This window comes from Cellvibrio japonicus Ueda107 (assembly GCF_000019225.1).
In the GTDB taxonomy this organism is placed as follows: Bacteria; Pseudomonadota; Gammaproteobacteria; order Pseudomonadales; family Cellvibrionaceae; genus Cellvibrio; species Cellvibrio japonicus.
In genome coordinates this window covers 4,053,046-4,076,979 of the sequence record NC_010995.1, presented here as the reverse complement: position 1 = coordinate 4,076,979, position 23,934 = coordinate 4,053,046, and the positions used below count along the sequence as shown (strand labels likewise).

The following is a 23,934-nucleotide window of genomic DNA, read 5'->3' as shown; positions in this document are numbered from 1 at the left end:
CACAGTGCTATTGATAACTGGTTGGCATTTAATGGGGCGCGCTTACTGCTTTTGCTGGCGCTTTACCTGGGTTAAATACAGCACTTAGCTGATTGTCTCGGGTTCGCTGTCATTGTTGTTGACCGTGCTCAGGTTCATATCGAATTTTTTGAGCAAGTCGTAGAGTGTTGGGCGAGTTACACCGAGCAATTTGGCGGCGGCGGAGATATTGTTGTCCGTCATGCTGAGGGCGCGCAGTATCGCGGTTCGCTCAGCTTCCTGGCGCACATGGCGCAGGTTCAGGGAGAGCTCACCGGCTTCTGCCAGCCCCATATCTTCACGGGAGATGTGCTTGCCATCTGCCATGATGACGGCACGCTTTACTTTATTTTCCATTTCGCGAATATTGCCCGGCCAATCATAGCTTTCAATGGCGGCTATGGCATCGGGTGTGAAACCCGTGACGTGCTGGCCATGTTCTTTGGCAAACTTGAGTTTGAAGTGGCGGGCCAGCAGCACCTTGTCTCCCATGCGATTGCGCAGCGGGGGGATATTGATGGTCATTTCGCAGATGCGATAGAAAAGATCTTCACGGAAACTGCCTGCCCGGACCATGGATTCGAGATTTTTGTTGGTCGCACAGACGACGCGTACATCCACGGGAATTTCTGTGCGCCCTCCCACCCGTTCAATAACGCGCTCCTGCAGGAAGCGCAACAGCTTGGCTTGCAGGTTAAGTGGCATATCGCCGATTTCATCGAGGAACAACGTACCTTCGTGCGCGGTTTCTACCTTGCCGAGTGTCGTTTTGTTCGCTCCGGTGAAGGCTCCTTTTTCATAGCCGAACAGTTCGCTTTCAATCAGGTTTTCCGGTACGGCGGCGCAGTTAATGGCTACAAAACGCTTGCTCTTGCGCGGGCTCAATTGGTGGATCGCGCGCGCGATCACCTCCTTGCCGGTACCGCTTTCCCCGAGTAGTGTGCAGGTCACGGTGGTGGGGGCGATCTTCTCCAGTTGGCGGCAGATTTTTAGAAGCTGCGGATCATTGGTGATCAAGCCTTCAAGTGGCTGTTGCTGGATTTGTGACAGGCGACGGTTGTTATCTTCCAATTCAAAAATATGGAAGGCGCGCTGCACGATCAGGTCAAGTGTATTGGGGTCGACCGGCTTTTGGTAAAAATCGTAGGCGCCCATAGCGACTGCACGCAGCGCATTTTCCTTGTCGGTTTTACCCGTCATCACAATGATTTTGGTATTGGGGGATATACGCAAAATATCCTGAATACATTTAAAGCCTTCATCGACACCATCTTCATCGGGTGGTAATCCTAGATCCTGAATAACGACTGGCGCTTCGTGCAGGCGCAATGCGCTGATCGCATCCTGGCGGTTTTCTGCAAAGATGGTTTCGTACTGGTCAAAGTGCCATCGCAGTTGGCTTTGCAGGCCGCGGTCATCTTCGATAATCAGTAATTTGGGTTTGCTGGTTGACTTGCTCATGCGCTGATCGAGTCCTTGTTGAGTGGCAGGCTAATTGTAATTGTGGTGCCTTCGCCAGGTGCACTGACAACATTGAGCGTGCCGCTCAATTCGCTGATGTACTCGCGCGAGAGGTAGACACCTATGCCCATACCTTTGCCGGATTTGGTGGTTTCGAAAGGTTTAAACAAGCGGTTATGGATAAAATCCCAATCCATTCCTGAGCCAGAGTCCTCGATGGTGATGATGGCCCAGTCGCTTTGGTGCTGCAGTGTAACATGAACACGACCATTATCCGGTGTGGCTTCCTGGGCATTTTTAATGAAGTTGGTGATGGTCATCACAAGTCGAACCTGGTCGGCATTGATCGTGCGTTTGGTAAATTCCAGGTCGCTGGTGAGCTTTGGGCTATTGCGTTGGCACTCATTAATAGCCTGCTGCACAACCTCCAGAATGGAAAGGCGCTTTACCAGGTCGGATTCATCGCGGCGCAGTTTCTTCAGCAAGTTATTCATTCGATCCACAGAGTTGCTGATGGTGGAAATGGCGTCCTCAATAAAGGCGGGATTACCTTTATGTTTTTCAGCATTGCGCACCACCAGGGCCTGTTGTGCGATCAGGTTGTTGAGGTCATGAATAATAAAGGCCACCAGTTTATTGTAGGTATCGAACTGTTTCCCTTCCGCCAGTTGCTCCGCTTGCTGATGGCGTTTGAGATAGCTGGCAATCTGGCGCCCCATGGTTTTGAGCAGGTCGAGGTCCTCCCAGGTCAGGGCCTCATCACCGGGTGGTTTGGTCAGGGCGATAAAGCCCACCAACTCCTCTCCCACGATTAACGGAAACAGCAGCCACAGGTCGGGAATATTGTGTGCCCATTGGGGTAATAATTCGTTGTGTTGACTAAGCGCTTCGTTATCGCCGCTGTCGGGAATAAATACCCATTCGGAGTCCAGAAATGCCTGGCAGAAGGGGCTATTGACAGGCTCTTCCTGCAATTCGACAAAGCTGGGCAGGTTAGCCCGGTATACAGGCTCGTAAAACCCCTGCTTCTTTAACCAGATGGCGCCACTGGGCGCGCGCGTCACTGAGGCAACAGCCTGGAACGCACGCTGGTTAACCTCGCCAGCCTCGGCCGGTTGCGCCAGATAGTTGATCAGGCGCAACCATTCGTTGCGGTAGTCATACTTGTAGCGAAATAAATGTTTGTTGATCAGCACCGATAAACGCATGCGGATGCGGCTGGAGATAAACACGGTGGTAATCGACAGCACAGCACCCGCCAGCAATAGGGTGTAGAACACTGTCCCCCAGTTGCCGCCATAAAGGCGAACGTAATAGCCGCCGAGGGAGAGCACCGTAATCAGGATGCCTACCGCGACCAGGGAGGTGGTGTAAAAGGCAATGGGACGGGAGAGATTGAAATTGGCGGGCCGCTCATTGCGCTGTAGCAATAAGAGTCCACCCAGGGCCATAAACAGGCAGGTGGCAATAGAAACCGCTGCCCGCGATTGCCACAGTTGTGGGTCCAGTCCGGCAAAAATCAGCGCTTGGGTAAAGAGATAGATGTCATACAGAAAAATCGCCCCCAGGTTCATACACAATAACTTGATCTGGCGATCGTTCTCGGCGGAGTAGCGATAGAGTTGTTCAACACTGACCAGGCTGATCACCGCCAGGCCCAGTGAGAACCAGATATAGAGATAGCCATAATCCAGTCCGGCAATCAGCAATAGCGCCATCCCCAGCGCGGTAATAGGGATGCCGCTGGTAAACAGTAGCTGAAGGCTGGTAGGCAACTGTTTGCGATTGGCATCGCGCTTGATGGTAAAGGCAATACAGAAGACCCAGACATTAAAATGAAGAAACTCGGCCAGGGCTACCAGATATACCGGGAGAGGATTGGATGAGAATGACAGGGCCAGGGCTGCCAGGTGAAGGGTATGGACAAGGGCTGCACTGGTGAAAATCCAGGTTTTTTGTCGTTTCAGCAATTGGAAGGCGTAGGTGAGGGTCAGGAGGCCGGCTACGATGGCGGCGCTCAGGTATGCCGCAAAACTGACGCTGTTATATTCCATGGTGTGATGTGCCCTGTTTGGTTATACCTATCTTGCGCTAGGATAACAGTGCCTACAGAGCACGCAAATGCCGGCCTGGATAAGTACTGATGGAACTCTGCGAATATGCCCTTCGCCAGTAGGGTTATTTGCCGCTATAATGCGCCGCCCGAAGCCCCCACCGGGGTAAGCGCGATAAGCTTGAGTGGCACGCCACTATGACGAGGAAAAATACCGTGAGCCTGATGAAGAAGATGTTTCGTGTTCTGTTGGTAACTGGTTTGATGGCCGCTCCCGGCCTGGCCAGTAGCCAGGATGATGCCGCCGCCGATATCAAGGCGCGCCTGGCGCCTGTGGGCAGCACCTGTATGTCGGGTGATGAATGTGCCGCCGCTCCGGTTGCGGTAGTCTCCGGTCCCAAGTCTGGTAAGGACGTTTATGCCGGTTTTTGTACAACCTGCCACGGTGCCGGTGTGATGGGCGCGCCCAAGTCAGGATCGGCTGCAGACTGGGCACCGCGTATCGCCAAGGGCATGGATACCCTCTATACCCATGCGCTCCATGGTTTTAATGCCATGCCTGCCAAAGGCTTGTGCAATGCCTGCTCTGATGACGAAGTCAAAAGCGCCGTGGATTATATGGTGGAGGCGGCCAAATAAGGCCGGACAAGCCGGGTGAGAAAGTCCCGCCGTTTTCCAGAAAGGCGCTTCGGCGCCTTTTTCGTTCGCTGCCCTAATTGCCGTTAGTTAAACGTTGCCGTTAATCAAACAAATTGAGCAGGTTGCTCAGGGTTTCCTCACCTTTGGCCTGGTTGCGTTCAGCACTTTGCTCGCCAAAGCCCTCCCATTCCACATCGTCGGGCGGCAGTTCATCGAGAAAGCGGCTGGGGGTGGTCTCGCTCATTTCGCCAAACTGTTTGCGCTTGCCCGCCAGGGTCAGGGTCAGGGTGCGTTGGGCGCGGGTAATGCCTACATACGTCAGGCGTCGCTCTTCCTCTATATTGTTATCTTCGATGCTGTTGCGATGGGGTAACAAATCCTCTTCCATGCCCACCATGAAAACATGGGGAAACTCCAGGCCCTTGGAAGCGTGGAGGGTCATCAACTGCACCTGGTCTGACAAATCCTCCTCTTCCTGGCGCTCCAGTAAATCGCGCAATACCAGCTTGGCGATGGCATCTTCGATACGGGAGTCATCCCCTTCGTCGTCATCGGCACTGCGGTCCAGGGTTTTCTGGATGGATTCAACCAGGTAGTACACATTCTCCAGCCGTTTTTCCGCCGCCTTGCTGCTGGCCGAGTTCTGGTGCAACCAGGTTTCGTAATCAATATCGTTGATCATCTCGCGGATAGCGGCGACCGGATCGCTACCGCTCACCTGTTGGATAATGCCCTTGAACCAGTGCGCAAATCGCTGCAGTCGCTCAAGGTTTTTTTCGGGAATGCGACTTTGTAGACCTATCTCATTAAGCGCGGCAAATAAACTGATATGCCGCTCACTGGCGTAGGTTCCCAGGGCTTCCAGGGTGCTGGTGCCAATCTGCCGGCGAGGGGTATTGATGATGCGCAGGAAGGCATTGTCATCATCCGGGTTAACGATCAGGCGCAGATACGCCATCAGGTCCTTAATCTCGGTTTTGGCGAAAAAGGATGAGCCGCCGCTGATTTTGTAGGGAATCTGGTGTTGCTGGAGTTTAAGCTCCAGCAGCCGCGCCTGGTGGTTGCCGCGATAGAGCACAGCAAAATCGCGAAACTTGTACTGCTTGCGCAGCCGCTGGGTGAGAATTTCAGTGGCTACCCGCTCGGCTTCGGCATCCTCATTGGCGCAACGGATCACGCGCAACGCTTCCCCCAATCCCATTTCACTCCACAGGGCTTTATCAAACTCGTGGGGATTATTAGCGATCAGGTGGTTGGCAACGCGCAGGATACGACTGGTTGAGCGATAGTTTTGTTCAAGCTTGATCAGGCGCAGGTTGGGATAGTCGCGCTTGAGCAGGGACATGTTTTCCGGGCGGGCGCCGCGCCAGGCGTAGATGGACTGGTCGTCATCACCCACGACCGTGAGGCCGCCGCGATTGCCGACCAGCAGTTGCACCAGAAGGTATTGGCTGGAGTTGGTGTCCTGGTATTCATCCACCAGCAGATAGCGGATTTTGCGTTGCCAGCGCTGCAGTACCTCGGGATGTTCCTGGAACAGTGCCACGGGAATCAGGATCAGGTCATCAAAATCGACAGCATTGTAGGCCTTAAGCGCTTGGTTGTAGCGCTGGTAGATCAGCGCGATAGTCTGTTCGGCGGGGCTTTGCGCCAGGCTCAGGGCTTTGGTGGGGTGTACCAGATCATTTTTCCAGTTGGAAATCTGGTGCTGGACCAGGTCGAGGTGATCGTTATCCAGTTCACCTTCCTTGAGCATCAGCTCTTTGAGCAGGGCGCGGGCGTCCTCGGCATCAAAGATGGAAAAGCCGGGTTTGAACCCCAGGGTTTTGTGCTCGCGACGGATGATGTTGAGCCCCAGGTTGTGGAAGGTCGAGACAGTCAGCCCGCGTGCTGCGCTGCCTTTGACCAGCTTGCCGACCCGCTCTTTCATCTCGCGCGCGGCCTTGTTGGTAAAGGTCAGGGCCGCAATGTGGCGTGCGGGGATATCGCACTGCTCAATCAGGTAGGCAATCTTGCGCGTGATTACGCTGGTCTTGCCACTACCGGCCCCCGCCAGTACCAGGCAGGGGCCATCAATATAGAGTACGGCTTCGCGTTGACGGGGGTTGAGTTGGGTCACAGCAGTCCGGGCGCAGGTTGAAACAAGGACGGCATTCTAACATCCCCCCGGCGCTTGGCGTTGATTCGATCTGTTCCGGCGTGTGGCTATAACTGGCGGCTAAATTTTTATTCCGTTTAACCGCTATTTGTTCTATCTGGCAGAGTTCTGTTTGCCAAAACCGGCTGCTACCATGATGGCTCTTGTGTGCCGTCACTGCGCCGTAGGAAAGAAATCCATGGAGCAAACCACCCATATCCTGCTGGTTGATGGTGAACAGAGTGAATACCTGTTTATCGCTAACCTTCTCTCCCAGATTCGCGCCACCCATTATCAATTGGAGTGGTGTGATCGGCTGGGGCTTGCCTTGCCCAAAATCCTCTCCCACCAATACGATGTTGTCCTGCTCGATTACTACTGGGGCGAGGCCAACGCGCGCGACCTGCTCAATGCGGCGCGGGTACAGGTGTGTGAAACACCTATTGTGGTCATGACCGATGAGATGGAAACCGAGGTGGATCGCGAGGCAATTCGCGCAGGGGCAGCCGACTACCTGATCAAAGGGCAGATTGATCACCAACTGCTGGAGCGCTGTCTGCGCTATGCCATAGAACGCAAACGCACCGAGCAGCATTTGACGCGCCTTGCCCATTACGACCCCCTGACTGACATCCCCAACCGCATCCTGTTTGGCGACCGCCTGGAACATGCGATCAACCTGGCTGAGCGCGACGGCACCAGTTTTACCCTGATGTTTATCGATCTCAATGGGTTTAAGCAGGTCAATGACAACTTTGGCCATGATGCGGGTGATGCCATCATCCGCATTTGTGCGGAGCGGCTCAGCAGTTGCCTGCGCCGCAGCGACTCGGTAGCGCGTATGGGGGGGGACGAGTTCACCCTGCTGCTGCAAAACATCGAGAACCATACGGATGTTGCCCATATTGCGGAAAAGGTAATCCGCACCCTGTCACAACCGGCAGATATTAACGGGCACTTGGTGGTGGTCGGTGCCAGCATCGGGATTGCGATGTATCCGCAGGCCGGGCGCGATGCCGATACCCTGCTCAAACATGCCGATATGGCGATGTATCGCGCCAAGCAGGAGGAGGGCAGCAGCTATCGCTTTTTTACCGAGGTAATGAACCAGGATGTGCGCCGTCGCCTGCGCCTGGAATCCGACCTGCGTATCGCCCTGAAAAAACAGCAATTTGAACTTCACTATATGCCGCGGGTGGATGTCGCCAGCGGCAAGGTCGTGGCATTGGAGGCATTACTGCGCTGGAACAAGCCGGGTGAGGGGCTGCTGGATGCCAGCGAATTCATCGCTACGGCGGAGGAAACCGGCCTGATCAATTCCTTAGGGTACTGGGTGATCCGCCAGGCCTGTTATGACCTCAAACTCTTGCAGCCGCGTTGGGGCGAACGCTTGATGATGGCGATCAAGTTATCGGTGCGCCAATTCAGGGATGACAACCTGGTGCGTGAAGTGGCGCGGATTTTTGCCGACAACGATATCCAACCGGGGGATGTCGAATTCGAATTGACGGAAACGGCCTTTGCGGAAAACATCGAGCTGGTTTCCCTGTGTATGCGTCCCCTGTCATTTTTCGGGATCGACTTCCTGCTCGACAGCTTTGGGGCGGGCAACTCGTCATTCCTCCATTTGCAGCGACTGCCCATCAGCTCGGTCAAAATTGACGCCAGCTTTATTGCGGAGCTGAATCGCAGCCTCACTGACAAGCGCCTGGTGGCAGCCATGATTACCCTGGCCCACAACCTCGGTAAATGGGTGGTGGTTGAGGGGGTGGAAAGCCGCGAACAGCGCGACTGGCTGCAATCCATGGGCTGCGACCTGATGCAGGGGTCATTCTTCTCCGGCCCCAGGACGCTGGTACAGCTGCAACACTGGGTAGAAGGCATTAAGTCTGGCCAGGCGATCTTGCCCGGTTGATTCAGGCGCGTGCCCGGTCCAATGTCCGATAGCTCAGGGCCTCGGTAATATCGCCGGTAGTCAACTGCTCTCGCCCGGCCATATCCGCCAGGGTGCGCGCCAGCTTGAGTACACGGTGGTAGGCGCGGGTGGAAAGCCCCAATTTGTTGATGGCCTGATCCAGTAACTGCCGGTCGGTCTCTTTCAGGTAGCAGACCTGTTCCAGCTCCGGCGCACTGAGCTGGCTGTTGGTTTTGCCCTGGCGCGCCAGTTGGCGCGACCGGGTTTGCTCGACCCGGGTGCGGATGTCTGCACTTGAATCACCGCTGGCGTGGGCGTGCATTTCTCCCTGGCGCAAGGCCGTGACCAGGACATGCATATCAATACGATCCAACAGGGGGCCGGAAATCCGGTCGCGATAGCGGCGTATCTGGTCGGGACTACAGCGGCATGGGCGCTGGTCACTGCCCTGGTAGCCACAGGGGCAAGGGTTCATCGCCGCGACCAATTGAAAGCGCGCCGGATAGGATGCTTGCGCCCTGGCGCGCGAAATTCGCACCTCGCCACTTTCCAGTGGCTCGCGTAACACCTCCAGCACATGGCGGGAAAATTCGGGCAATTCATCGAGGAATAAAACACCGCCGTGTGCCAGGGATATTTCTCCCGGCCGTGGATAGCTGCCTCCCCCGACCAGGGCAATCGCGGACGCTGTGTGATGCGGGGCGCGAAAAGGACGAAGGTGCATGTTGTGATCCGGCTGTTGTGCAGCAACCGAATAAATAGCGGCAACATCCAGCATCTCGCGTTCGCTCAGACTGGGCAGTATGCCGGGCAAGCGGCTGGCCAGCATGGTTTTCCCTGTCCCCGGTGGGCCGTAGAGCAACAGATTGTGGCCGCCGCTGGCCGCGATTTCGAGGGCCCGCTTGGCCTGCCACTGGCCTTTTACATCGCGGATATCCAGTTTGGGAGCCAGGCGCTCCGGACTAGCGGGTGGTGTCGCCTGGAATAAATGCTCGCGCCCATGTAAGTGGGCACATACCTGCAGGAGATTTTCTGCACCAAAGACGCGCGTGATGCTGCTCAAGGCCGCTTCCTGCGCATTGGCCGTGCTAATTATCAAGTCACGCTTGGCATCACCACAGGCGAGTGCAGCAGGCAGTGCTGCATTGAGCGAGCGCAATTCACCGGACAGTGCCAGCTCCCCGAGAAATTCATAATTGGCCAGGGGCTCACGCGGTATTTGCCCTGAGGCTGCCAATATGCCCAGGGCGATGGGCAAGTCGAAGCGTCCGCCGTCTTTGGGTAAATCGGCAGGGGCCAGGTTGACAGTAATGCGGCGCGCCGGGAATTCCAGGTGGCTGTTAAGAATGGCGCTGCGCACACGGTCCTTGCTCTCTTTGACGGCGGTTTCCGGCAGGCCGACGATGGACAAGCCTGGCAAACCATTGGAAAGGTGGACTTCTACGGTAACCTGCGGGGCATTGATCCCGAGTTTGGCGCGGGAAAAGATAATAGCGAGCGACATGGGCATTCCTTGCAATAGATTGAAAATCAATGGGTTTTGCGTTTCACACGACTTCCGTGTTCGAGCCGGCGGCTGGCCCTGAACTATAAGGTACTTGAGTAACTCCGCCAAGTGATGGCGTTATGTCAGGTGTTTTCCTGTTGCAGTGTTGCCAACTGCGCCTCCAGTAATTCCAATTTTTGGCGGGTGCGCTGGAGCACTGCTGCCTGCGCATCAAATTCCTCGCGGGTTACCAAATCCAATTTGGCCAGGGCCGATTGGAGGGCGATATGCAATTCGCGTTTGGGCAGTGAACCCACATCGTTCGGAAGATGCGCTTGCAGTTGTTGAAACAATTGTTGGGCGAGATTGGCAATCATGTTATGGCTCCAGGAACACGAGTCGATAGTCTACCTATTTGCGAGTTTGGGATCACCTCGGTCCCAGTTGTTGCTCGCCTCTTTTTATTATCGCGTTTGTGAATAAATCCCAGTAACGGCAACTTTGTATGCCGTTGATCATTTTTGGTGCTGCGCACAATTGAGTTTGCTTCATTTTGGTGCGCTCTTCTTCCCGCGCCTCCATGTTTTTGGGGCAGTATCTGCACTTTGGCATCTAAATTGTTGATAACTAATGTTTTTTCGAAGTTGGCCTGCTCTATGCAAAATTCTATGCGAGTACGAAGTGTCAGTTGGAGCGCAAGTTTTGTGCATGTAGCTCCGGTCTAGACAGTATTTCCGGTGTTTCCCGCACCCCAGGGTGCGGGGATTTTTTTAGGAGCAGGTCAAATGAAACTGGTAACTGCAATCATCAAGCCGTTCAAGCTGGATGTGGTGCGCGAAGCCCTCTCCGACATAGGCGTGCATGGCATGACCGTAACAGAAGTCAAAGGTTTTGGTCGTCAGAAGGGCCACTCCGAACTCTACCGTGGGGCAGAGTACGTGGTGGATTTTTTGCCGAAAACCAAAGTGGAGATCGCTGTAGCCGATACCGAAGCCGATCGTGTGGTAGAGGCCATCAGTAAAGCAGCCAATAGCAACAAAATTGGCGACGGCAAGATCTTCGTGTCCAGTTTGGAGCAGGTGGTGCGTATTCGCACCGGCGAAACCGGCGACCAAGCGCTGTAATTCACTTTAATAACTCTACGGGGAACAACCAATGGAAGAGAATCTTTATCATCTTCAATATGCGATGGACACCTTCTACTTTTTAGTATGTGGTGCCCTGGTGATGTGGATGGCAGCGGGTTTTGCCATGCTGGAATCCGGTTTGGTACGCGCTAAAAACACCACTGAAATTTTGGCTAAAAACGTCGGTATGTTTGCTATTGCCTGCATCATGTATCTCGTGTGTGGTTACGCCATCATGTACGGTGGTGAAATCTTCCTGTCAGGCATTGGCGATGTCGATGCATCCAAAGTATTGGGTGAGTACGCCGAGCGTGAAGATGGTTTCACGGGTGGCTCTATTTATTCCACTGCCGCTGACTTCTTCTTCCAGGTGGTATTCGTTGCTACTGCAGTATCGATCACCTCCGGTGCTGTTGCCGAGCGTATGAAACTCTGGCCGTTCCTGCTGTTTACTGTAGTCATGACCGGTTTTATCTATCCGATGGAAGGTTCATGGACGTGGGGCGGCAACGATGTATTTGGCCTGTTCAACCTGGGCGATCTCGGTTTCTCTGACTTCGCGGGTTCAGGTATTGTGCACCTGGCGGGTGCCTCTGCTGCTCTTGCTGGTGTTCTGTTACTTGGTGCACGTAAAGGCAAATATGGTCCCAACGGTGAAATTAACGCGATCACTGGCGCCAACTTGCCACTGGCTACCCTCGGTATGTTTATTCTGTGGATGGGCTGGTTCGGCTTTAACGGCGGCTCTGTCTTAAAGCTGGGTGATATCGACAATGCAAATGCTGTTGCTATGGTATTCCTGAACACCAACACCGCTGCTGCAGGTGGTTTGGTTGCTGCTCTGATTGTTGCTCGCTTGCTGTTCGGTAAAGCGGACTTAACCATGGCTCTGAACGGTGCCCTGGCTGGTCTGGTGGCGATTACTGCTGGTCCTGATACTCCAAGCGCTTTGGGTGCTACTATCATTGGAGCCCTCGGAGGTGTGTTGGTTGTCTTCTCTATCCTGGGTTTGGATAAGCTGAAAATTGACGACCCGGTTGGTGCTATCTCCGTGCACGGTAGTGCCGGTATCCTGGGGTTGTTGGCCGTGCCCTTCACCAACAGTGATGCCAGCTTTGTTGGCCAGATCGTTGGTGCCCTGACCATCTTTGTCTGGGTATTCGGTGTTAGCTTGCTCGTATGGTTCATCATCAAGCTGGTATTCGGTATCCGTGTCTCCGAAGAAGAAGAGTTCGAAGGTGTGGATCTGTCCGAGTGCGGTATGGAAGCCTACCCCGAGTTTACCCGCAGCAAATAATGGCCTTACACCATGCCTTACCTCCGGGTGGGGTATGGTGCACAAGCCCGGTCGTTAAAAATTGTTGTTGATCTGTGAAGCTTGGGTGTATCTTTAGTGCAAAGACGCTGGACGCGGGCTAATTCAACACCCTGCAGTTCCGGTATCAGCATTCGCAAAACTCCAGCAAAGGAATTTTTATAATGAAACTGATAACTGCTGTCGTAAAACCTTTCAAGCTTGACGACGTGCGTACGGCGCTGTCCGATGTGGGCGTGCAAGGTATGACTGTGACTGAAGTCAAAGGCTTTGGCCGTCAGAAGGGCCACACAGAACTCTATCGCGGTGCAGAGTATGTTGTGGATTTTCTGCCCAAGGTAAAAATTGAGTTGGCGGTCGATGATTCCATGGTCGAGCAAGCGGTTGAAGCCATCACCAAGGCGGCTCAAACCGGCAAGATCGGCGATGGAAAAATATTTATCTCCCCGCTTGATGAAATTATCCGCATCCGTACAGGTGAGACAGGCTCAGACGCTGTTTAAGTATTGAGCTGGTTGCCTCCCATAAAAACGCCACCTTCGGGTGGCGTTTCTGTTTTGTTGCTGTGCTGTTTTTTTGAACAATCTCAGCCGTTGCCATAACACTTTAGCCCTCTCTTCCGGCTCTTTTTTCCTGTCATTTTGTCGTGGGCTGAATAGCGTGCGGGCCCTTTTTCAGGGAGGATATGACACCGCTAGACTTGTTTTGGGTTAATAACTAAAATCCGCCGCGCCGGGCGTTGATCAGGCAAAAAAAGCCTAAAAATTTTTCTTTTCCGCTCATGACGTCTGGAAAAGTCTGCGCTATAAATTAGCCGTGCTCGGGAAATATGTGCCAGGGCTAATTATCAGGACAGCAGTATAAGAATTCCACGCTATCACGAATCTGTTTTCAGGTGATTTTATGACTGATGAAGACCCCATTAACGACGAAGAATTAGAAGATACCGGTGCAGAGGGGGACGTCGATGCCGATGAGGACGATGATGAATCTCTCGATAGCGATGAGGCCAGCTATGCCGGTTCTGGCGGTGGAAGTAAGGCTGCCGAGCCTGATGTGATTGAGGATTTCAGTATCGCTTCCCGGCAAAAGGTTCGCGATGAACTGGAGTCGCAGATTGCCGAGTTCCTGGCCCGTGGTGGCAAGATCAGTGAAGTTCCCGCTAACGTAACTGCAGATCCCCCGAAAAAGCCGACATCAGATTATGGTGGCCGCCCTATATAGGCAGGTGTGCCATCCGTTAAAGAAAACCCGCGTCATGCGGGTTTTTTTATGGTTAACAATGTCCAGGGTGATTTCCCCGGTGAACTGACGGCAACTGGGCAAGGAATTTGCATTGTAAAAATACCCGCTGGTTCACAAGATAGCCGCGCAATACCTATGGCGCGGCTGCTAATGAGGATGAACGGGTGGATTTTTGATTTCATTTTGTCGCGCATCAATTATATTAGCGCGGTCAAAAAAGCCCGGGCCTTACTCCCGGATATCAGTGTCATTGGGCAAGTTCACACTTAATAAAGACCGGGGGGCCGTAAGGCCAGGTTAAATCTCCAGGGGGTAACCCCGCTGGTGAGTCTGTACTTGCGTCCTCGCAACAATAATTTGGCCTCCATTTAAAGGAACCGACCATGCTAGTCAGTTTTGTCGCTCTCTACCTGATCATTTCTATTCTTATTGGGGTTTACGCCGCTACCAAGGTTCACAGTGCCAAAGACTACGTCACCGCGGGCAGGAGCTTGCCTATGTGGGTAGTGATTGCCATGGTATTTGCCACCTGGTTTGGTGCGGAAACGGTACTGGGAGTTCCAGGTACTTTTGTGGAGGAAAACCTCGGTGGCCTGATCTCTGATCCTTTTGGTGCATCGTTTTGTCTGATGTTGTTTGCCATCGTCTTTGCCCGCCCGCTGTATCGTAAAAACCTGCTGACACTGGGGGACTTTTACCGGGAGCGCTACAGCAAACCTGTGGAAATTGTCGTGTCCATCGCGATTGCCTTGTCTTACCTGGGGTGGGTATCTGCACAGATTACTGCGTTAGGGCTGGTGTTTAATGTGTTGACGGAAGGCGCGCTGAGTATGGCGATGGGAATTGTCATTGGTGCCGGCATTGTGCTGATTTATACCCTGGTGGGTGGGATGTGGTCGGTGGCGATGACAACAGTGGTACAAATGACGGTCATTGTGCTGGGACTGTTGTGGATTTCGTTTATGGTTTCAGAGCAAACCAACGGCGTGGTTCCGGTAATACAACACGCTTATGAAGCGGGTAAGTTTGAGTTTTGGCCCAGCCTGGAGTGGGCAGCAGTCATTACCTTCATTGCCGGTTTCCTGACCATGGGGTTTGGCTCTATTCCCCAGCAGGACGTATTCCAACGAGTCAATTCGTCCAAAAATGAACGAGTGGCGGTGTGGGGTACCTTCTTTGGTGGTGTTGCTTATTTCCTGTTTGCGGCAGTCCCCCTTTATCTGGCGTATTCCGCCTTTATGATCGATCCGCAAATGGCGGCAGAAATCAGTGAGCAGGACCCACAGCTGGTGCTGCCAACCTTTGTGATCACACACCTGCCTATGTATGCGCAGATTATTTTCTTTGGTGCGTTGCTATCGGTCATTATGAGTACCGCGAGTGGTACATTGTTGGCACCCTCTGTCACGCTGTCCGAAAACGTCATTCGTGAATTAATGCCTAAAGGCAAGCAAATGACCGATCAGCAATTCCTTACCCTGATGCGTATCGTTGTCGGTCTGTTCGCTGTATTGGTCACCCTTTACGCCCTCTATTCCCTGCAGCACGAAACCTCGATCCACTCCATGGTGGAAAATGCCTACAAAGTGACACTGGTGGTGGCATTGGTGCCACTGTTCTGCGGTATCTACTGGAAAAAGGCCAGCAATTTTGGGGCGGTCTGCTCGATTATCAGTGGCCTTGTGGTGTGGATTCCCCTTGAGCTCATTGTCCCGGATGCACCTTTGCCTCCGCATTTTGCCGGTTTTATCGTCGCCTCATTCGCGATGGTCATTGGCAGCCTGATCAAGCCGGAACCGCAAACCGCCGCGGCCTGATCCTGCCGCTGTTCGCACATCGGCCTTGTGGCGGGTGTGCGAACCTCCTCTTTCGTGCCTCTCACCGGGGGCAGTGGTATGATTCGCGCCTCTCTTGATTGTTAAGTGTTCGAATCCATGTCTGTATCTCTTTCCCTGTTGCGTATCGCCACGCGCAAAAGCCTGCTCGCCCTCTGGCAGGCGGACTATGTCAAAACCGAACTGGAACGCCATCATCCAGGCTTGCGTGTGGAGCTGGTTCCCCTGACCAGTCGCGGCGACAAGATCCTGGATGTGCCGCTCGCTAAGGTGGGGGGCAAGGGATTATTTGTGAAAGAGCTGGAACAGGCGCTCTTGGCCGGCGCTGCTGATATTGCTGTCCACTCCATGAAAGATGTCCCCATGGAGTTCCCTGACGGCTTGGGCTTGGCGGTTATCTGCCCGCGTGAAGATGCGCGCGATGCCTTTGTCTCCAATCGCTTTGCATCCCTTGATGACCTGCCGGCAGGCGCTGTCGTGGGTACTTCCAGCTTGCGCCGCCAGTGCCAGTTGTTGGCAAGGCGTCCGGATTTGCAGGTGAAATTCCTGCGTGGCAATGTGCAAACGCGCCTGCAGAAACTGGATGATGGTGAGTATGATGCAATTATTCTTGCCGCTGCGGGGCTGATTCGCCTGGAGCTGCAGGCACGTATCCGCAGTTTGATTGCCCCGGAGGTTTCACTGCCCGCCGGTGGCCAGGGCGCTGTCGGTATTGAATGCCGTATGCAGGACCAGGCCACGCTGGCACTGTTGCAGCCTTTGCACCACCAGCCAACAGCGGAACAGGTGCTGGCCGAGCGCGCTATGAACCGGCGCCTGCAAGGCGGCTGCCAGGTCCCTATCGCCTGTTATGCCTTGCAGCAGGGGGGTGAGCTTTGGTTGCGCGGGTTGGTCGGTGCGCCTGATGGTAGCCAGATGTTGTTTGATGAAATTCGCGGGCCTGTGGCTGAAGGTGAGCAGATGGGGATCCAGCTGGCCGAGCGTTTACTGGCGGCGGGAGCGGACAGCATTTTAGCGCAGGTATATGGCGAGGCAGATGAGGAATGAGTGAATTGCCCTGGCAAATCATTATCACTCGTCCACAGGCACAGGCAGAGCCCTGGGCCAAGCAATTGCAGGCCCAGGGTTTCGCTACACGATTGCTGACCTTGCTGGAAATCATGCCACTAAAAGATGAAACCCGGCAGCGCGCCATCCAGAACCGGGTGATGGATTTTGACCTTTACCAGAAAGCTATTTTTGTAAGCCAGAACGCCGTCCATCAGGCCATGGATTGGCTCGATCGCTACTGGCCGCAATTGCCTATCGGTATTGAATACTTTGCCGTGGGCGCTACTACTGCGCGTGAGTTGGCGGTGCATGGTATCCCCGTCACGGATTTGGCCCAGGCTGAGTCTGGTAGTATGACCAGTGAAGCCCTGTTGGAAGCAGCAAGCCTGCAACAGGTCGCGGGAGAAAAAGTTATCATCTTCCGCGGTTTGGGGGGGCGTGGCCATATGGGCGATGTATTGCGTGCACGCGGTGCCCAGGTGGACTATTGTGAGCTGTATGAGCGATGCCTGCCGTCCCATGCTGCAACGGGGCTCCATCAATTATTGGCGGACATCACTTGTTGGCAGGCGCGACAGCAGGTAATGGCTTTGCACAGTGGTGAGAGTTTGCAGCATTTGTTGCAGCTATTGGAGCTGCCTTTATTATCCCCCTTGCGCGGGCGCTTGCAGCGGGCCTGGTTGTTGGTACCGAGTGAGCGTATTAGAGACCAGGCACAAACCGCCGGTTTTCACCGTTGTTTGCTGGCCGAAAATGCTACGGATGCAGCCATGACCCAGGCCCTGGTTGCCGCCCGTGCTGCCGCTGTATCACTGAACGATTGTTAATGCATGGGGTCTTGTGTGACCCCGGAATGAGATTGGTTGCCGTGACTGAACAGACTACACCTGACGTATCCCCTTCCATCCCCGCGCCGGAAGCGCCTGTCGCTTCCGTGCAAGCGCGCCACTATGAGCCTCGTCCACGCAGTTCATTGGGTGTTTACTTTATCGCTCTGTGGGTGCTGCTGCTTTCCTTCGCCCTGGCTGCGATCAGTTTCTGGTTTTACCAGGATCGCCAGGGGCAACATCTGACCTTGGATAAATTGCAACAGCAATTGGATCAGCGCGCGCGCGATGACCAGCAGCAATTGAGGGCGTTGCAGGAAGATTTTGAAAAAGAATTAATTGACCAGCAAGATAACATCCAAACCAGCCTGAATTTATTAGCCGAAGAGCTCAGCAAAAATTCGGCGCGGGTATTAGCGTTGACCAGCACCAGTTACGATCAGTGGAAATTGGCGGAAGCGCAGTTCTTATTGCGCTTGGCCAACCAGCGTATCCTGTTGGAAAAAGACAGCCAGAATGCCCTGGCACTGGCCATTTCTGCCGATAATATTTTGCGCGATGTCGACCAGCCTGAGCTCATCGCGGTGCGCAAGGTACTCGCTGAGGAAATCGCCGTCTTAAAATTGGCGGGTGTCGTGGATCGCGAAGGGATTTTCCTGCGCCTGGCGGCACTGGCTAACCGCATTGACGCCATTCCTTTTATTGAGCCCTTGGGTAGTTCCCTCGACGAAGTGGAAGAACCGGAAGTCCCACTCGATGAAACCTTCCGCCAAAAACTCAGTCGCTATTTTTACAGTGCGCTGCATAAGCTGGGTAATTACATTCGTGTGCGCGACCACGGTAAAACGGTTAACGCCATATTGCCGCCGGGCCAGCAAGCCTATTTACAGCAGAATTTGCGCCTGATGTTAGAGCAGGCACAGGTTTCGCTGTTGCACAACGAGGCGCAGATTTATCAGGAAAGCCTGGTAAAAGCGCAAAACTGGATCAACCAGTATTACGCCCTGAATGCGGAGGCCAATGCCGTACTCAGTGAATTGCAGTCCCTGCAAAACGAAGTAGTTGCCCCGGAACTGACGGATTTCCATAACAGCGTAACCGCCCTGGCGGATTATATGGAGCGACGTGAGAAACAAGCGGCCGCCCGTCGTGGAGGCCGCTAATGAAACGTCGCTTGCTCGGTATCGTGTTTTTTGTGCTGATTATTGCGGCACTGATTTTTCTGTTGGCGCAGGGCGATGGTTATCTGTTGATTGCCTTTGGTACCAAAACCATTGAAATGACCCTGTGGATGGCCGCCATGCTGGGGGTGCTGCTCTATGGGGTTATCTGGCTGATCCGCCAATTGATCCAGGGCAGTATCCATGTGACGCGCCGCTTTCGTGAAATCTTTTTATTTGGCAGTGTTGAACGCGCGCAAAAACGCGCGGCCAGCGGCATGGTGGATTACCTGACCGGCGACTGGGTGGAGGCGCGTAAAAAACTGGTGCGCACTTTCGAAAAAATTGAATTCCCGCTGCCCAATTACCTGGCGGCTGCCCGCTCCAGTTTTGAGATGGGGGATGAGGAAGAGGCTGAGCGCTTGCTGGAGTTGGCCAGGCAACATCCCAATAGCGAATTGCCCGTGGTACTAACCCGTGCACGCCTGCAGATACAAGCCGGTCGCTACGAGCAGGCTCTGGCGATTATCAAGCCCATAGAGTTAGAGCAACCGCGTTTGCCGGCGGTACTGGATTTGCTGCACCAGATTTATCTTGCCCAAAATAACTGGCGTGCCCTGCAGGAAATGTTTCCGGCCATGCGCAAGGCTAAAGTGCTCTCCGCACCTGAATTGCAAGAGCTGGAGACTCGCCTGGCCGTGGAGCAGCTGGGCGATGCTGGCAAAGCGGCGCAGCAAAAATTGATCGCCGAGCGTTTGCCCTTCTTGCAACAGCAGTGGAAAGACCTCGCGCGTGCGCAGCAAAAAACACCGGAAGTTGTACTTGCCTATAGCCAGGCGCTGGTAGACAACTACCACGACCAGGAGGCTGAGTCGCTGGTGCGTAAAATGTTGAATAGCGAGTGGTATCCACCGTTGGTCAATCTGTATGGCCGCCTGCAGTTAAAAGAAATCCGCGCGCAATTGCGCATGGCTGAAGGCTGGCTCAAACAGCACGGCGATGATCCCCACTTACTGCTGACCCTGGGACGCCTGATGGTGCGCCTGGAGCAGTGGGACGCGGCGCGCGATTATTTCCAGCGCAGTTTTAAACTCAGTGCCAAGGTCGAAACGGCGATGGAGCTGGCGGCGCTGATGGACAAGTTGGGCGATCACAAAGCCAGTGCCGATTACTATCGCCAGAGCTTACAGCTGGTTGACCACCGGGGCTGATCCATGTCCGTGCCCACCGGGAGGATTGCCCGTTGGCGGCGTTATAGGTGGCTGGGAGCCGGTTTGGCAGGGTTGTTCATCCTGTTGATGGGGCTGAGCCTATGGCCGCTCCCCACCAGTCTTTACCACAAACCCCAGGCTAGGCTGTTAGTCGCTGATGATGGCCGCTTGCTGGGAGCCAGCATTGCCAGTGACCAGCAATGGCGCTTTGCACCGGTGGAGACCCTGCCTGACAAGTACCGGCAAGCACTGCTTCTCTTTGAAGACCGTCACTTCTTTTATCACCCGGGCATAGATCCCCTCGCCGTAGGGCGCGCTGCCTACCTGAACCTGCGCGCCGGGCGGGTAATGAGCGGTGGCAGTACCCTGACTATGCAGTTAGCGCGTTTGCTGCGCCAGGATGCGCAGGGCAAGCGCCAGCGTCATCTGGGCAACAAGTTAGCGGAGGCATGGCTTGCCCTGCAGCTGGAGTGGCGTTTAAGCAAACAGGAAATTCTGCTTGCCTACGCCAGCCATGCCCCTTTTGGTGGCAATATTGTGGGCCTGCGCGCAGCAGCCTGGCGCTATTTCGGGCGCCCACCGGAAAGCCTCTCCTGGGCCGAAGCGGCTTTGCTCGCGGTACTGCCCAACAGTCCTGCACTGATCCATCCCGGTCGCCAGCGCGACCGCCTGCACGCCAAGCGTAACAAGCTGTTGCAGCGACTGCAGGGTAGGGGGCTGCTCAGTGAGCTGGATTTGCAATTAGCCCTGCTGGAACCTTTACCGGATCGTCCCCAGCCTTTGCCGCAATCGGCGCCGCATTTGCTATCGACACTCAGCGCTCGCTACCCGGAGCAATCGCTGTTTCATACAACCCTGGACTCGGCCCTGCAAGGTCGCGCCCAGGCGATTGCACAGCGCCATGGTGAACGCCTGGCCAATGAAGGTGTGCACAACCTTGCACTGGTTATTATCGATCACCGACAAGCGCGCACCCTGGCCTATGTGGGCAACCAGCCCTGGCGGCAACACCCGGAATTTGCCCCGGCGGTGGATATTGTCCAGCGCCCCCGCTCCACCGGTAGCCTGCTGAAACCTTTGCTGTACGGTCTGATGTTGAGCGAGGGTGAGATCAGCCCGGATAGCCTGGTAGCCGATATCCCGACCCATTTTGGTGGCTATACACCGCAGAACTATGATCGCGATTATCGCGGCGCTGTACCTGCCCACCAGGCCCTGGCCCATTCACTGAATATTCCCGCCGTGCGGCTGCTGCGTACCTATGGGGTCGGTCGCCTCCAGCAGCAATTGCAACGCATGGGGATGACGACCCTGTTTCGCCCGGCGGATGCCTATGGCCTGACGCTGATCCTCGGCGGTGCGGAGGGAACCCTGTGGGAATTAACATCGATCTACGCGCGCATGGCAGCCAGCGCGCGCGCTGGCACCGGAGCCTGGCAGGGGGAACCTGCGCTGTTGGTCGACCAGCCTGCGACGGGCAAGGGCCGGGATGTGATGGGGCAGGGCGCGGCCTGGCTCACCCTGCAGGCACTGATCGAAGTGGCGCGTCCAGGACGGGATAACTACTGGCGTGATTTCGCCGGTAGTCAAACCATCGCCTGGAAGACGGGCACCAGTTATGGCCTGCGCGATGCCTGGGCAATCGGCAGTAATGGTCGCTATACCATTGGCGTCTGGGCGGGTAATGCCGATGGTGAGGCGGCTAATTTCCTGAGCGGACAAACCAGCGCGGCTCCTGTGCTGTTTGACCTGTTCGATACGCTGCCTAAAATCTCCTGGTTTGCCAAACCTGAAGCGGCGCTCAAGGCGATTAGCGTTTGCCGGGATGATGGTTTCCTGGCGGGAGGGCAGTGTAATGCCAACACGGTGGAGGTTCCCCGCAATAGCCACTTCGAACGTATCACTCCCTATCACCGACGTATCCATCTGGATGAACAGGGCCAGTTCCGGGTTCATGATGGTTGCGAGCAAGTGAGTCGTATGCAAACCCGGGACTGGTTTGTATTGCCGCCAGTTCAGGAGTTTTACTGGCGGCGTTATCACGCCAACTACAAACCGCTTCCACCCTGGCGCGCTGACTGCCGGCAAGGCGCCCAGGCGCAGGAGGTGGATAGCCCGATTGCACTGATCTACCCCAATGACACCAGTCGTGTGTACATTCCCGTTGACCTGGATGGCAGGCGCAGCCGGGTTGTGCTCAAGGCTATCCATCGCGATCCTGCTGCCAGCCTGTATTGGCATCTCGATGATCAATACCTTGGTGAAACAAACGTCTTCCACGATCAGGCGGTGAGCCTGGAGCCTGGGCAACACACACTGTTGTTGCTGGACCAGGATGGCAATCGTTTGGAGCGGCGTTTCCGGGTATTGGGACAATCAGCAGATGAGTGAATAGGCGCACCACCTTTGAGGAAGCCGCCGCTTTGGTATTTAATGGGTGTTTTATGACGACGTTTACAGCGACCGCTTATAAGTAACGTGGGCAGCAATCATGGTGGCAAGGTTGATGGGACAAAAAACAGAAACACATATTTGGGGTGTGTTCACCCTGGCAGCAATCCTATTGGGGTTAAACGGCTGTGCCTCCATGAGCGAACAGGAGTGCCTGGCAGCTGACTGGCGTCTGGTTGGTTACGAAGACGCGACCCAGGGGCGTAATGCGTCGACGATCAGTGCACATCGCAAGGCTTGTGCTCGAATCAATGTTGTCCCGGACCTGGATCGCTACCAGCAAGGGTATCGCGAGGGTGCGCGTCAGTACTGCGTGCGTCCAACGGCTTATCAATTGGGTATAAACGGTGGCAAGTACGAAGGTATTTGTCCGGCGGATCTGGAACCCGCCTTTTTACGCGCGTATCGCGATGGACAGGCACTTTATGCCATTACCCGTAACATTGAAGACCAGCAGGATAGTCTGCGCAGCTATCAAAGCGATATCGCCGGCTACCAACAGGAAATTGCACAGCACGAGCTGGATATTATTGATCCGGCCAGCACCGCCAATGAGCGGCGAGACCATTTGCGTGCCCTGGAAAAGCTGCGCAGGAAAATTGCCGATGCTGAAATCGAAATAACCCACATCGAGCGCAACATCAACAATTTGCAATTCGACTATCGCGATTTGCAGCAACACCACCAGCGCTTGGGGTATTAAACATGGCAAAAGGTTTTTCCTGGCCCAGCTTGAATGTACAGATTTTCCTGGCAGCCTTACTTGGGTTGGCCATAGGCTATGGTTTGCAGGGCTTGCAACAGGAGCATGAAGTTCGTGTCACAGTGCTGTATTTTTCCAACCTGGCGGGCAACCTGTTTATCGATTTGCTCAAGATGGTGCTGGTGCCCCTGATCTTTGCATCGATTGTAGTGGGCATTTCCAGTTTGCAGCGCCACCATCAAGCGCGCCGTGTGTGGCAACTAACCCTGGTATTTTTCGTATGCACCATGGCGCTGGCCATAGTGCTGGCATTGGTGATGACCAACCTGGTTAAGCCGGGGCAGGGAATTACCCTGGCTATGTTTTCCCAGTACACCGAAGCCTTTGCAGTCCAGAGTTTTTCTCCCGGTGATTTTGCGTCGCAATTTTTGCGCAGCCTGTTCCAGAATCCTTTTGCGGCACTGGCGCAGGGCAATATCCTGGCAGTGGTAACCTTTGCCATTATCCTGGGTGTAGCCCTGGTGATGGGCGGTGAAAACTGCCAGACAGTGGTTCGTTTACTAGAGGAATTATTGTCGTTACTGATGCGCATTGTGGGTTGGATTATGTGGCTGGCCCCTCTGGGTATAGTGGCGTTGTTAACGCGATTGGTTGCCACACAAGACAGCGAATTACTGGGCAGCCTGGGTGGATTTATTGTATTGATTTTTGCAACCACACTGATCCATGGTGTCGTGGTATTACCTCTTATCCTTTACCTGTTTACGCGCAAATCCCCGCTCTGGTTTTGGCGCGGTGCGCGCCCGGCACTTATCACCGCCTTTGCGACCAGCTCCAGCTCGGCGACCTTGCCGATCACCTTGCAATGTACCGATCAAATGGGGGTAAGCCAGCGCGTATCGCGTTTTGTCGTGCCGCTCGGTGCAACCATCAATATGGACGGTACGGCACTTTATGAAGCGGCGGCGGCGCTCTTTGTTGCCAATTTGGTCGGTGTCGACCTGAGCCTGGGACAGCAATTGGTGGTGATGCTAATGGCGATGGTTGCCTCCCTGGGCGCGCCGGGAATTCCCAGCGCCGGGATGGTCACCATGGTTATGGTATTGCAAGCGGTAGGGTTGCCGGCTGAGGCCATTGCCATCCTCCTGCCCATTGACCGCTTGCTCGATACCATACGCACCTCGGTGAATGTGCAGGGCGATATGATTGGCAGTGTATTGGTCGATCATTGGGTAGCAGCGGAATCGAACCCGCAAACCGAACGCTAAGCTGTTTTTCGCAATCCGGATGGAGTTATACCA

20 protein-coding genes are annotated in these 23,934 nt (G+C 54.7%); 15 read left to right on the top strand and 5 right to left on the bottom strand.

All coding sequences use genetic code 11. From position 1 onward, the window contains the following. Positions 1-84 precede the first annotated feature (84 nt). A complete protein-coding gene (prsR, locus tag CJA_RS16390) occupies positions 85-1,479 on the bottom strand; it encodes a PEP-CTERM-box response regulator transcription factor (RefSeq protein ID WP_012488975.1) in 1,395 nt (464 codons plus the stop codon). Next, a complete protein-coding gene (prsK, locus tag CJA_RS16385) occupies positions 1,476-3,533 on the bottom strand; it encodes an XrtA/PEP-CTERM system histidine kinase PrsK (RefSeq protein ID WP_012488974.1) in 2,058 nt (685 codons plus the stop codon). Before prsK ends, prsR begins: the two co-directional genes overlap by 4 nt. 224 nt (positions 3,534-3,757) lie before the next feature. Here prsK and CJA_RS16380 point away from each other — a divergent pair, with 224 nt between their 5' ends. Then, the gene (locus CJA_RS16380; protein ID WP_041552613.1) at positions 3,758-4,171 is read left to right on the top strand and encodes a c-type cytochrome; all 414 of its coding nucleotides are present in this window, start codon (positions 3,758-3,760) and stop codon (positions 4,169-4,171) included. A gap of 100 nt (positions 4,172-4,271) precedes the next feature. On the opposite strand, the gene rep is transcribed toward CJA_RS16380, so the two are convergent. Next, complete coding sequence (gene rep / locus CJA_RS16375) at positions 4,272-6,290, bottom strand: DNA helicase Rep (RefSeq protein ID WP_012488972.1); 2,019 nt, start codon at positions 6,288-6,290, stop codon at positions 4,272-4,274. A gap of 172 nt (positions 6,291-6,462) precedes the next feature. Here rep and CJA_RS16370 point away from each other — a divergent pair, with 172 nt between their 5' ends. Further along, the gene (locus tag CJA_RS16370) at positions 6,463-8,223 is read left to right on the top strand and encodes a putative bifunctional diguanylate cyclase/phosphodiesterase (RefSeq protein ID WP_238526784.1); all 1,761 of its coding nucleotides are present in this window, start codon (positions 6,463-6,465) and stop codon (positions 8,221-8,223) included. 1 nt (position 8,224) lies between these two features. On the opposite strand, the gene CJA_RS16365 is transcribed toward CJA_RS16370, so the two are convergent. Beyond that, positions 8,225-9,727, bottom strand: coding sequence for a YifB family Mg chelatase-like AAA ATPase (locus CJA_RS16365; protein WP_041551675.1), 1,503 nt, complete (start codon positions 9,725-9,727; stop codon positions 8,225-8,227). Between the two features lie 125 nt (positions 9,728-9,852). Next, positions 9,853-10,086 carry an accessory factor UbiK family protein gene (locus CJA_RS16360; protein ID WP_012488969.1) on the bottom strand — a complete coding sequence of 78 codons (234 nt, stop codon included), beginning with the start codon at positions 10,084-10,086 and terminating at the stop codon, positions 9,853-9,855. 408 nt (positions 10,087-10,494) lie between these two features. Between CJA_RS16360 and CJA_RS16355 the strand changes: the two genes are divergently transcribed. The 13 genes from CJA_RS16355 (at position 10,495) to CJA_RS16295 (ending at position 23,901) form a co-directional block, all read left to right on the top strand. Continuing rightward, positions 10,495-10,833, top strand: a complete 339-nt coding sequence (locus CJA_RS16355) for a P-II family nitrogen regulator (protein WP_012488968.1) — start codon at positions 10,495-10,497, stop codon at positions 10,831-10,833. A 31-nt stretch (positions 10,834-10,864) separates the two neighbouring features. Beyond that, complete coding sequence (locus tag CJA_RS16350) at positions 10,865-12,133, top strand: ammonium transporter (protein ID WP_012488967.1); 1,269 nt, start codon at positions 10,865-10,867, stop codon at positions 12,131-12,133. Positions 12,134-12,315: 182 nt separating this feature from the next. Beyond that, positions 12,316-12,654, top strand: coding sequence for a P-II family nitrogen regulator (locus CJA_RS16345; RefSeq protein ID WP_012488966.1), 339 nt, complete (start codon positions 12,316-12,318; stop codon positions 12,652-12,654). 400 nt (positions 12,655-13,054) lie between these two features. Further along, the gene (locus CJA_RS16340) at positions 13,055-13,375 is read left to right on the top strand and encodes a hypothetical protein (RefSeq protein WP_012488965.1); all 321 of its coding nucleotides are present in this window, start codon (positions 13,055-13,057) and stop codon (positions 13,373-13,375) included. Positions 13,376-13,423: 48 nt separating this feature from the next. Beyond that, a complete protein-coding gene (locus CJA_RS16335) occupies positions 13,424-13,666 on the top strand; it encodes a hypothetical protein (protein ID WP_041551673.1) in 243 nt (80 codons plus the stop codon). A gap of 113 nt (positions 13,667-13,779) precedes the next feature. Beyond that, entirely contained in the window at positions 13,780-15,213 is a 1,434-nt protein-coding gene (locus CJA_RS16330) for a high affinity choline transporter 1 (RefSeq protein ID WP_012488963.1), read from the top strand. Between the two features lie 117 nt (positions 15,214-15,330). After that, entirely contained in the window at positions 15,331-16,278 is a 948-nt protein-coding gene (gene hemC, locus CJA_RS16325) for a hydroxymethylbilane synthase (protein ID WP_012488962.1), read from the top strand. Beyond that, complete coding sequence (locus CJA_RS16320) at positions 16,275-17,108, top strand: uroporphyrinogen-III synthase (RefSeq protein ID WP_012488961.1); 834 nt, start codon at positions 16,275-16,277, stop codon at positions 17,106-17,108. Before hemC ends, CJA_RS16320 begins: the two co-directional genes overlap by 4 nt. A gap of 41 nt (positions 17,109-17,149) precedes the next feature. After that, positions 17,150-18,271, top strand: a complete 1,122-nt coding sequence (locus CJA_RS16315; protein ID WP_238526783.1) for a uroporphyrinogen-III C-methyltransferase — start codon at positions 17,150-17,152, stop codon at positions 18,269-18,271. Then, on the top strand, positions 18,271-19,479 hold the full coding sequence (locus tag CJA_RS16310) for a heme biosynthesis protein HemY (protein ID WP_012488959.1): 1,209 nt from the start codon (positions 18,271-18,273) through the stop codon (positions 19,477-19,479). Before CJA_RS16315 ends, CJA_RS16310 begins: the two co-directional genes overlap by 1 nt. 3 nt (positions 19,480-19,482) lie before the next feature. Beyond that, positions 19,483-21,870 carry a penicillin-binding protein 1C gene (gene pbpC, locus CJA_RS16305; RefSeq protein WP_012488958.1) on the top strand — a complete coding sequence of 796 codons (2,388 nt, stop codon included), beginning with the start codon at positions 19,483-19,485 and terminating at the stop codon, positions 21,868-21,870. A 115-nt stretch (positions 21,871-21,985) separates the two neighbouring features. Further along, complete coding sequence (locus CJA_RS18850) at positions 21,986-22,633, top strand: DUF2799 domain-containing protein (RefSeq protein WP_049765487.1); 648 nt, start codon at positions 21,986-21,988, stop codon at positions 22,631-22,633. 2 nt (positions 22,634-22,635) lie between these two features. Beyond that, on the top strand, positions 22,636-23,901 hold the full coding sequence (locus CJA_RS16295; protein WP_012488956.1) for a dicarboxylate/amino acid:cation symporter: 1,266 nt from the start codon (positions 22,636-22,638) through the stop codon (positions 23,899-23,901). Positions 23,902-23,934: the final 33 nt, after the last annotated feature.

Coding starts and splice junctions, on each gene's coding strand:
- prsR (WP_012488975.1), bottom strand. CDS start 1,479: ATGAGCAAGTCAACCAGCAAACCCAAATTACTGATTATCGAAGATGAC.
- prsK (WP_012488974.1), bottom strand. CDS start 3,533: ATGGAATATAACAGCGTCAGTTTTGCGGCATACCTGAGCGCCGCCATC.
- CJA_RS16380 (WP_041552613.1), top strand. CDS start 3,758: ATGAAGAAGATGTTTCGTGTTCTGTTGGTAACTGGTTTGATGGCCGCT.
- CJA_RS16370 (WP_238526784.1), top strand. CDS start 6,463: ATGATGGCTCTTGTGTGCCGTCACTGCGCCGTAGGAAAGAAATCCATG.
- CJA_RS16365 (WP_041551675.1), bottom strand. CDS start 9,727: ATGTCGCTCGCTATTATCTTTTCCCGCGCCAAACTCGGGATCAATGCC.
- CJA_RS16360 (WP_012488969.1), bottom strand. CDS start 10,086: ATGATTGCCAATCTCGCCCAACAATTGTTTCAACAACTGCAAGCGCAT.
- CJA_RS16355 (WP_012488968.1), top strand. CDS start 10,495: ATGAAACTGGTAACTGCAATCATCAAGCCGTTCAAGCTGGATGTGGTG.
- CJA_RS16350 (WP_012488967.1), top strand. CDS start 10,865: ATGGAAGAGAATCTTTATCATCTTCAATATGCGATGGACACCTTCTAC.
- CJA_RS16345 (WP_012488966.1), top strand. CDS start 12,316: ATGAAACTGATAACTGCTGTCGTAAAACCTTTCAAGCTTGACGACGTG.
- CJA_RS16340 (WP_012488965.1), top strand. CDS start 13,055: ATGACTGATGAAGACCCCATTAACGACGAAGAATTAGAAGATACCGGT.
- CJA_RS16335 (WP_041551673.1), top strand. CDS start 13,424: ATGGTTAACAATGTCCAGGGTGATTTCCCCGGTGAACTGACGGCAACT.
- CJA_RS16330 (WP_012488963.1), top strand. CDS start 13,780: ATGCTAGTCAGTTTTGTCGCTCTCTACCTGATCATTTCTATTCTTATT.
- hemC (WP_012488962.1), top strand. CDS start 15,331: ATGTCTGTATCTCTTTCCCTGTTGCGTATCGCCACGCGCAAAAGCCTG.
- CJA_RS16320 (WP_012488961.1), top strand. CDS start 16,275: ATGAGTGAATTGCCCTGGCAAATCATTATCACTCGTCCACAGGCACAG.
- CJA_RS16310 (WP_012488959.1), top strand. CDS start 18,271: ATGAAACGTCGCTTGCTCGGTATCGTGTTTTTTGTGCTGATTATTGCG.
- pbpC (WP_012488958.1), top strand. CDS start 19,483: ATGTCCGTGCCCACCGGGAGGATTGCCCGTTGGCGGCGTTATAGGTGG.
- CJA_RS18850 (WP_049765487.1), top strand. CDS start 21,986: ATGGGACAAAAAACAGAAACACATATTTGGGGTGTGTTCACCCTGGCA.
- CJA_RS16295 (WP_012488956.1), top strand. CDS start 22,636: ATGGCAAAAGGTTTTTCCTGGCCCAGCTTGAATGTACAGATTTTCCTG.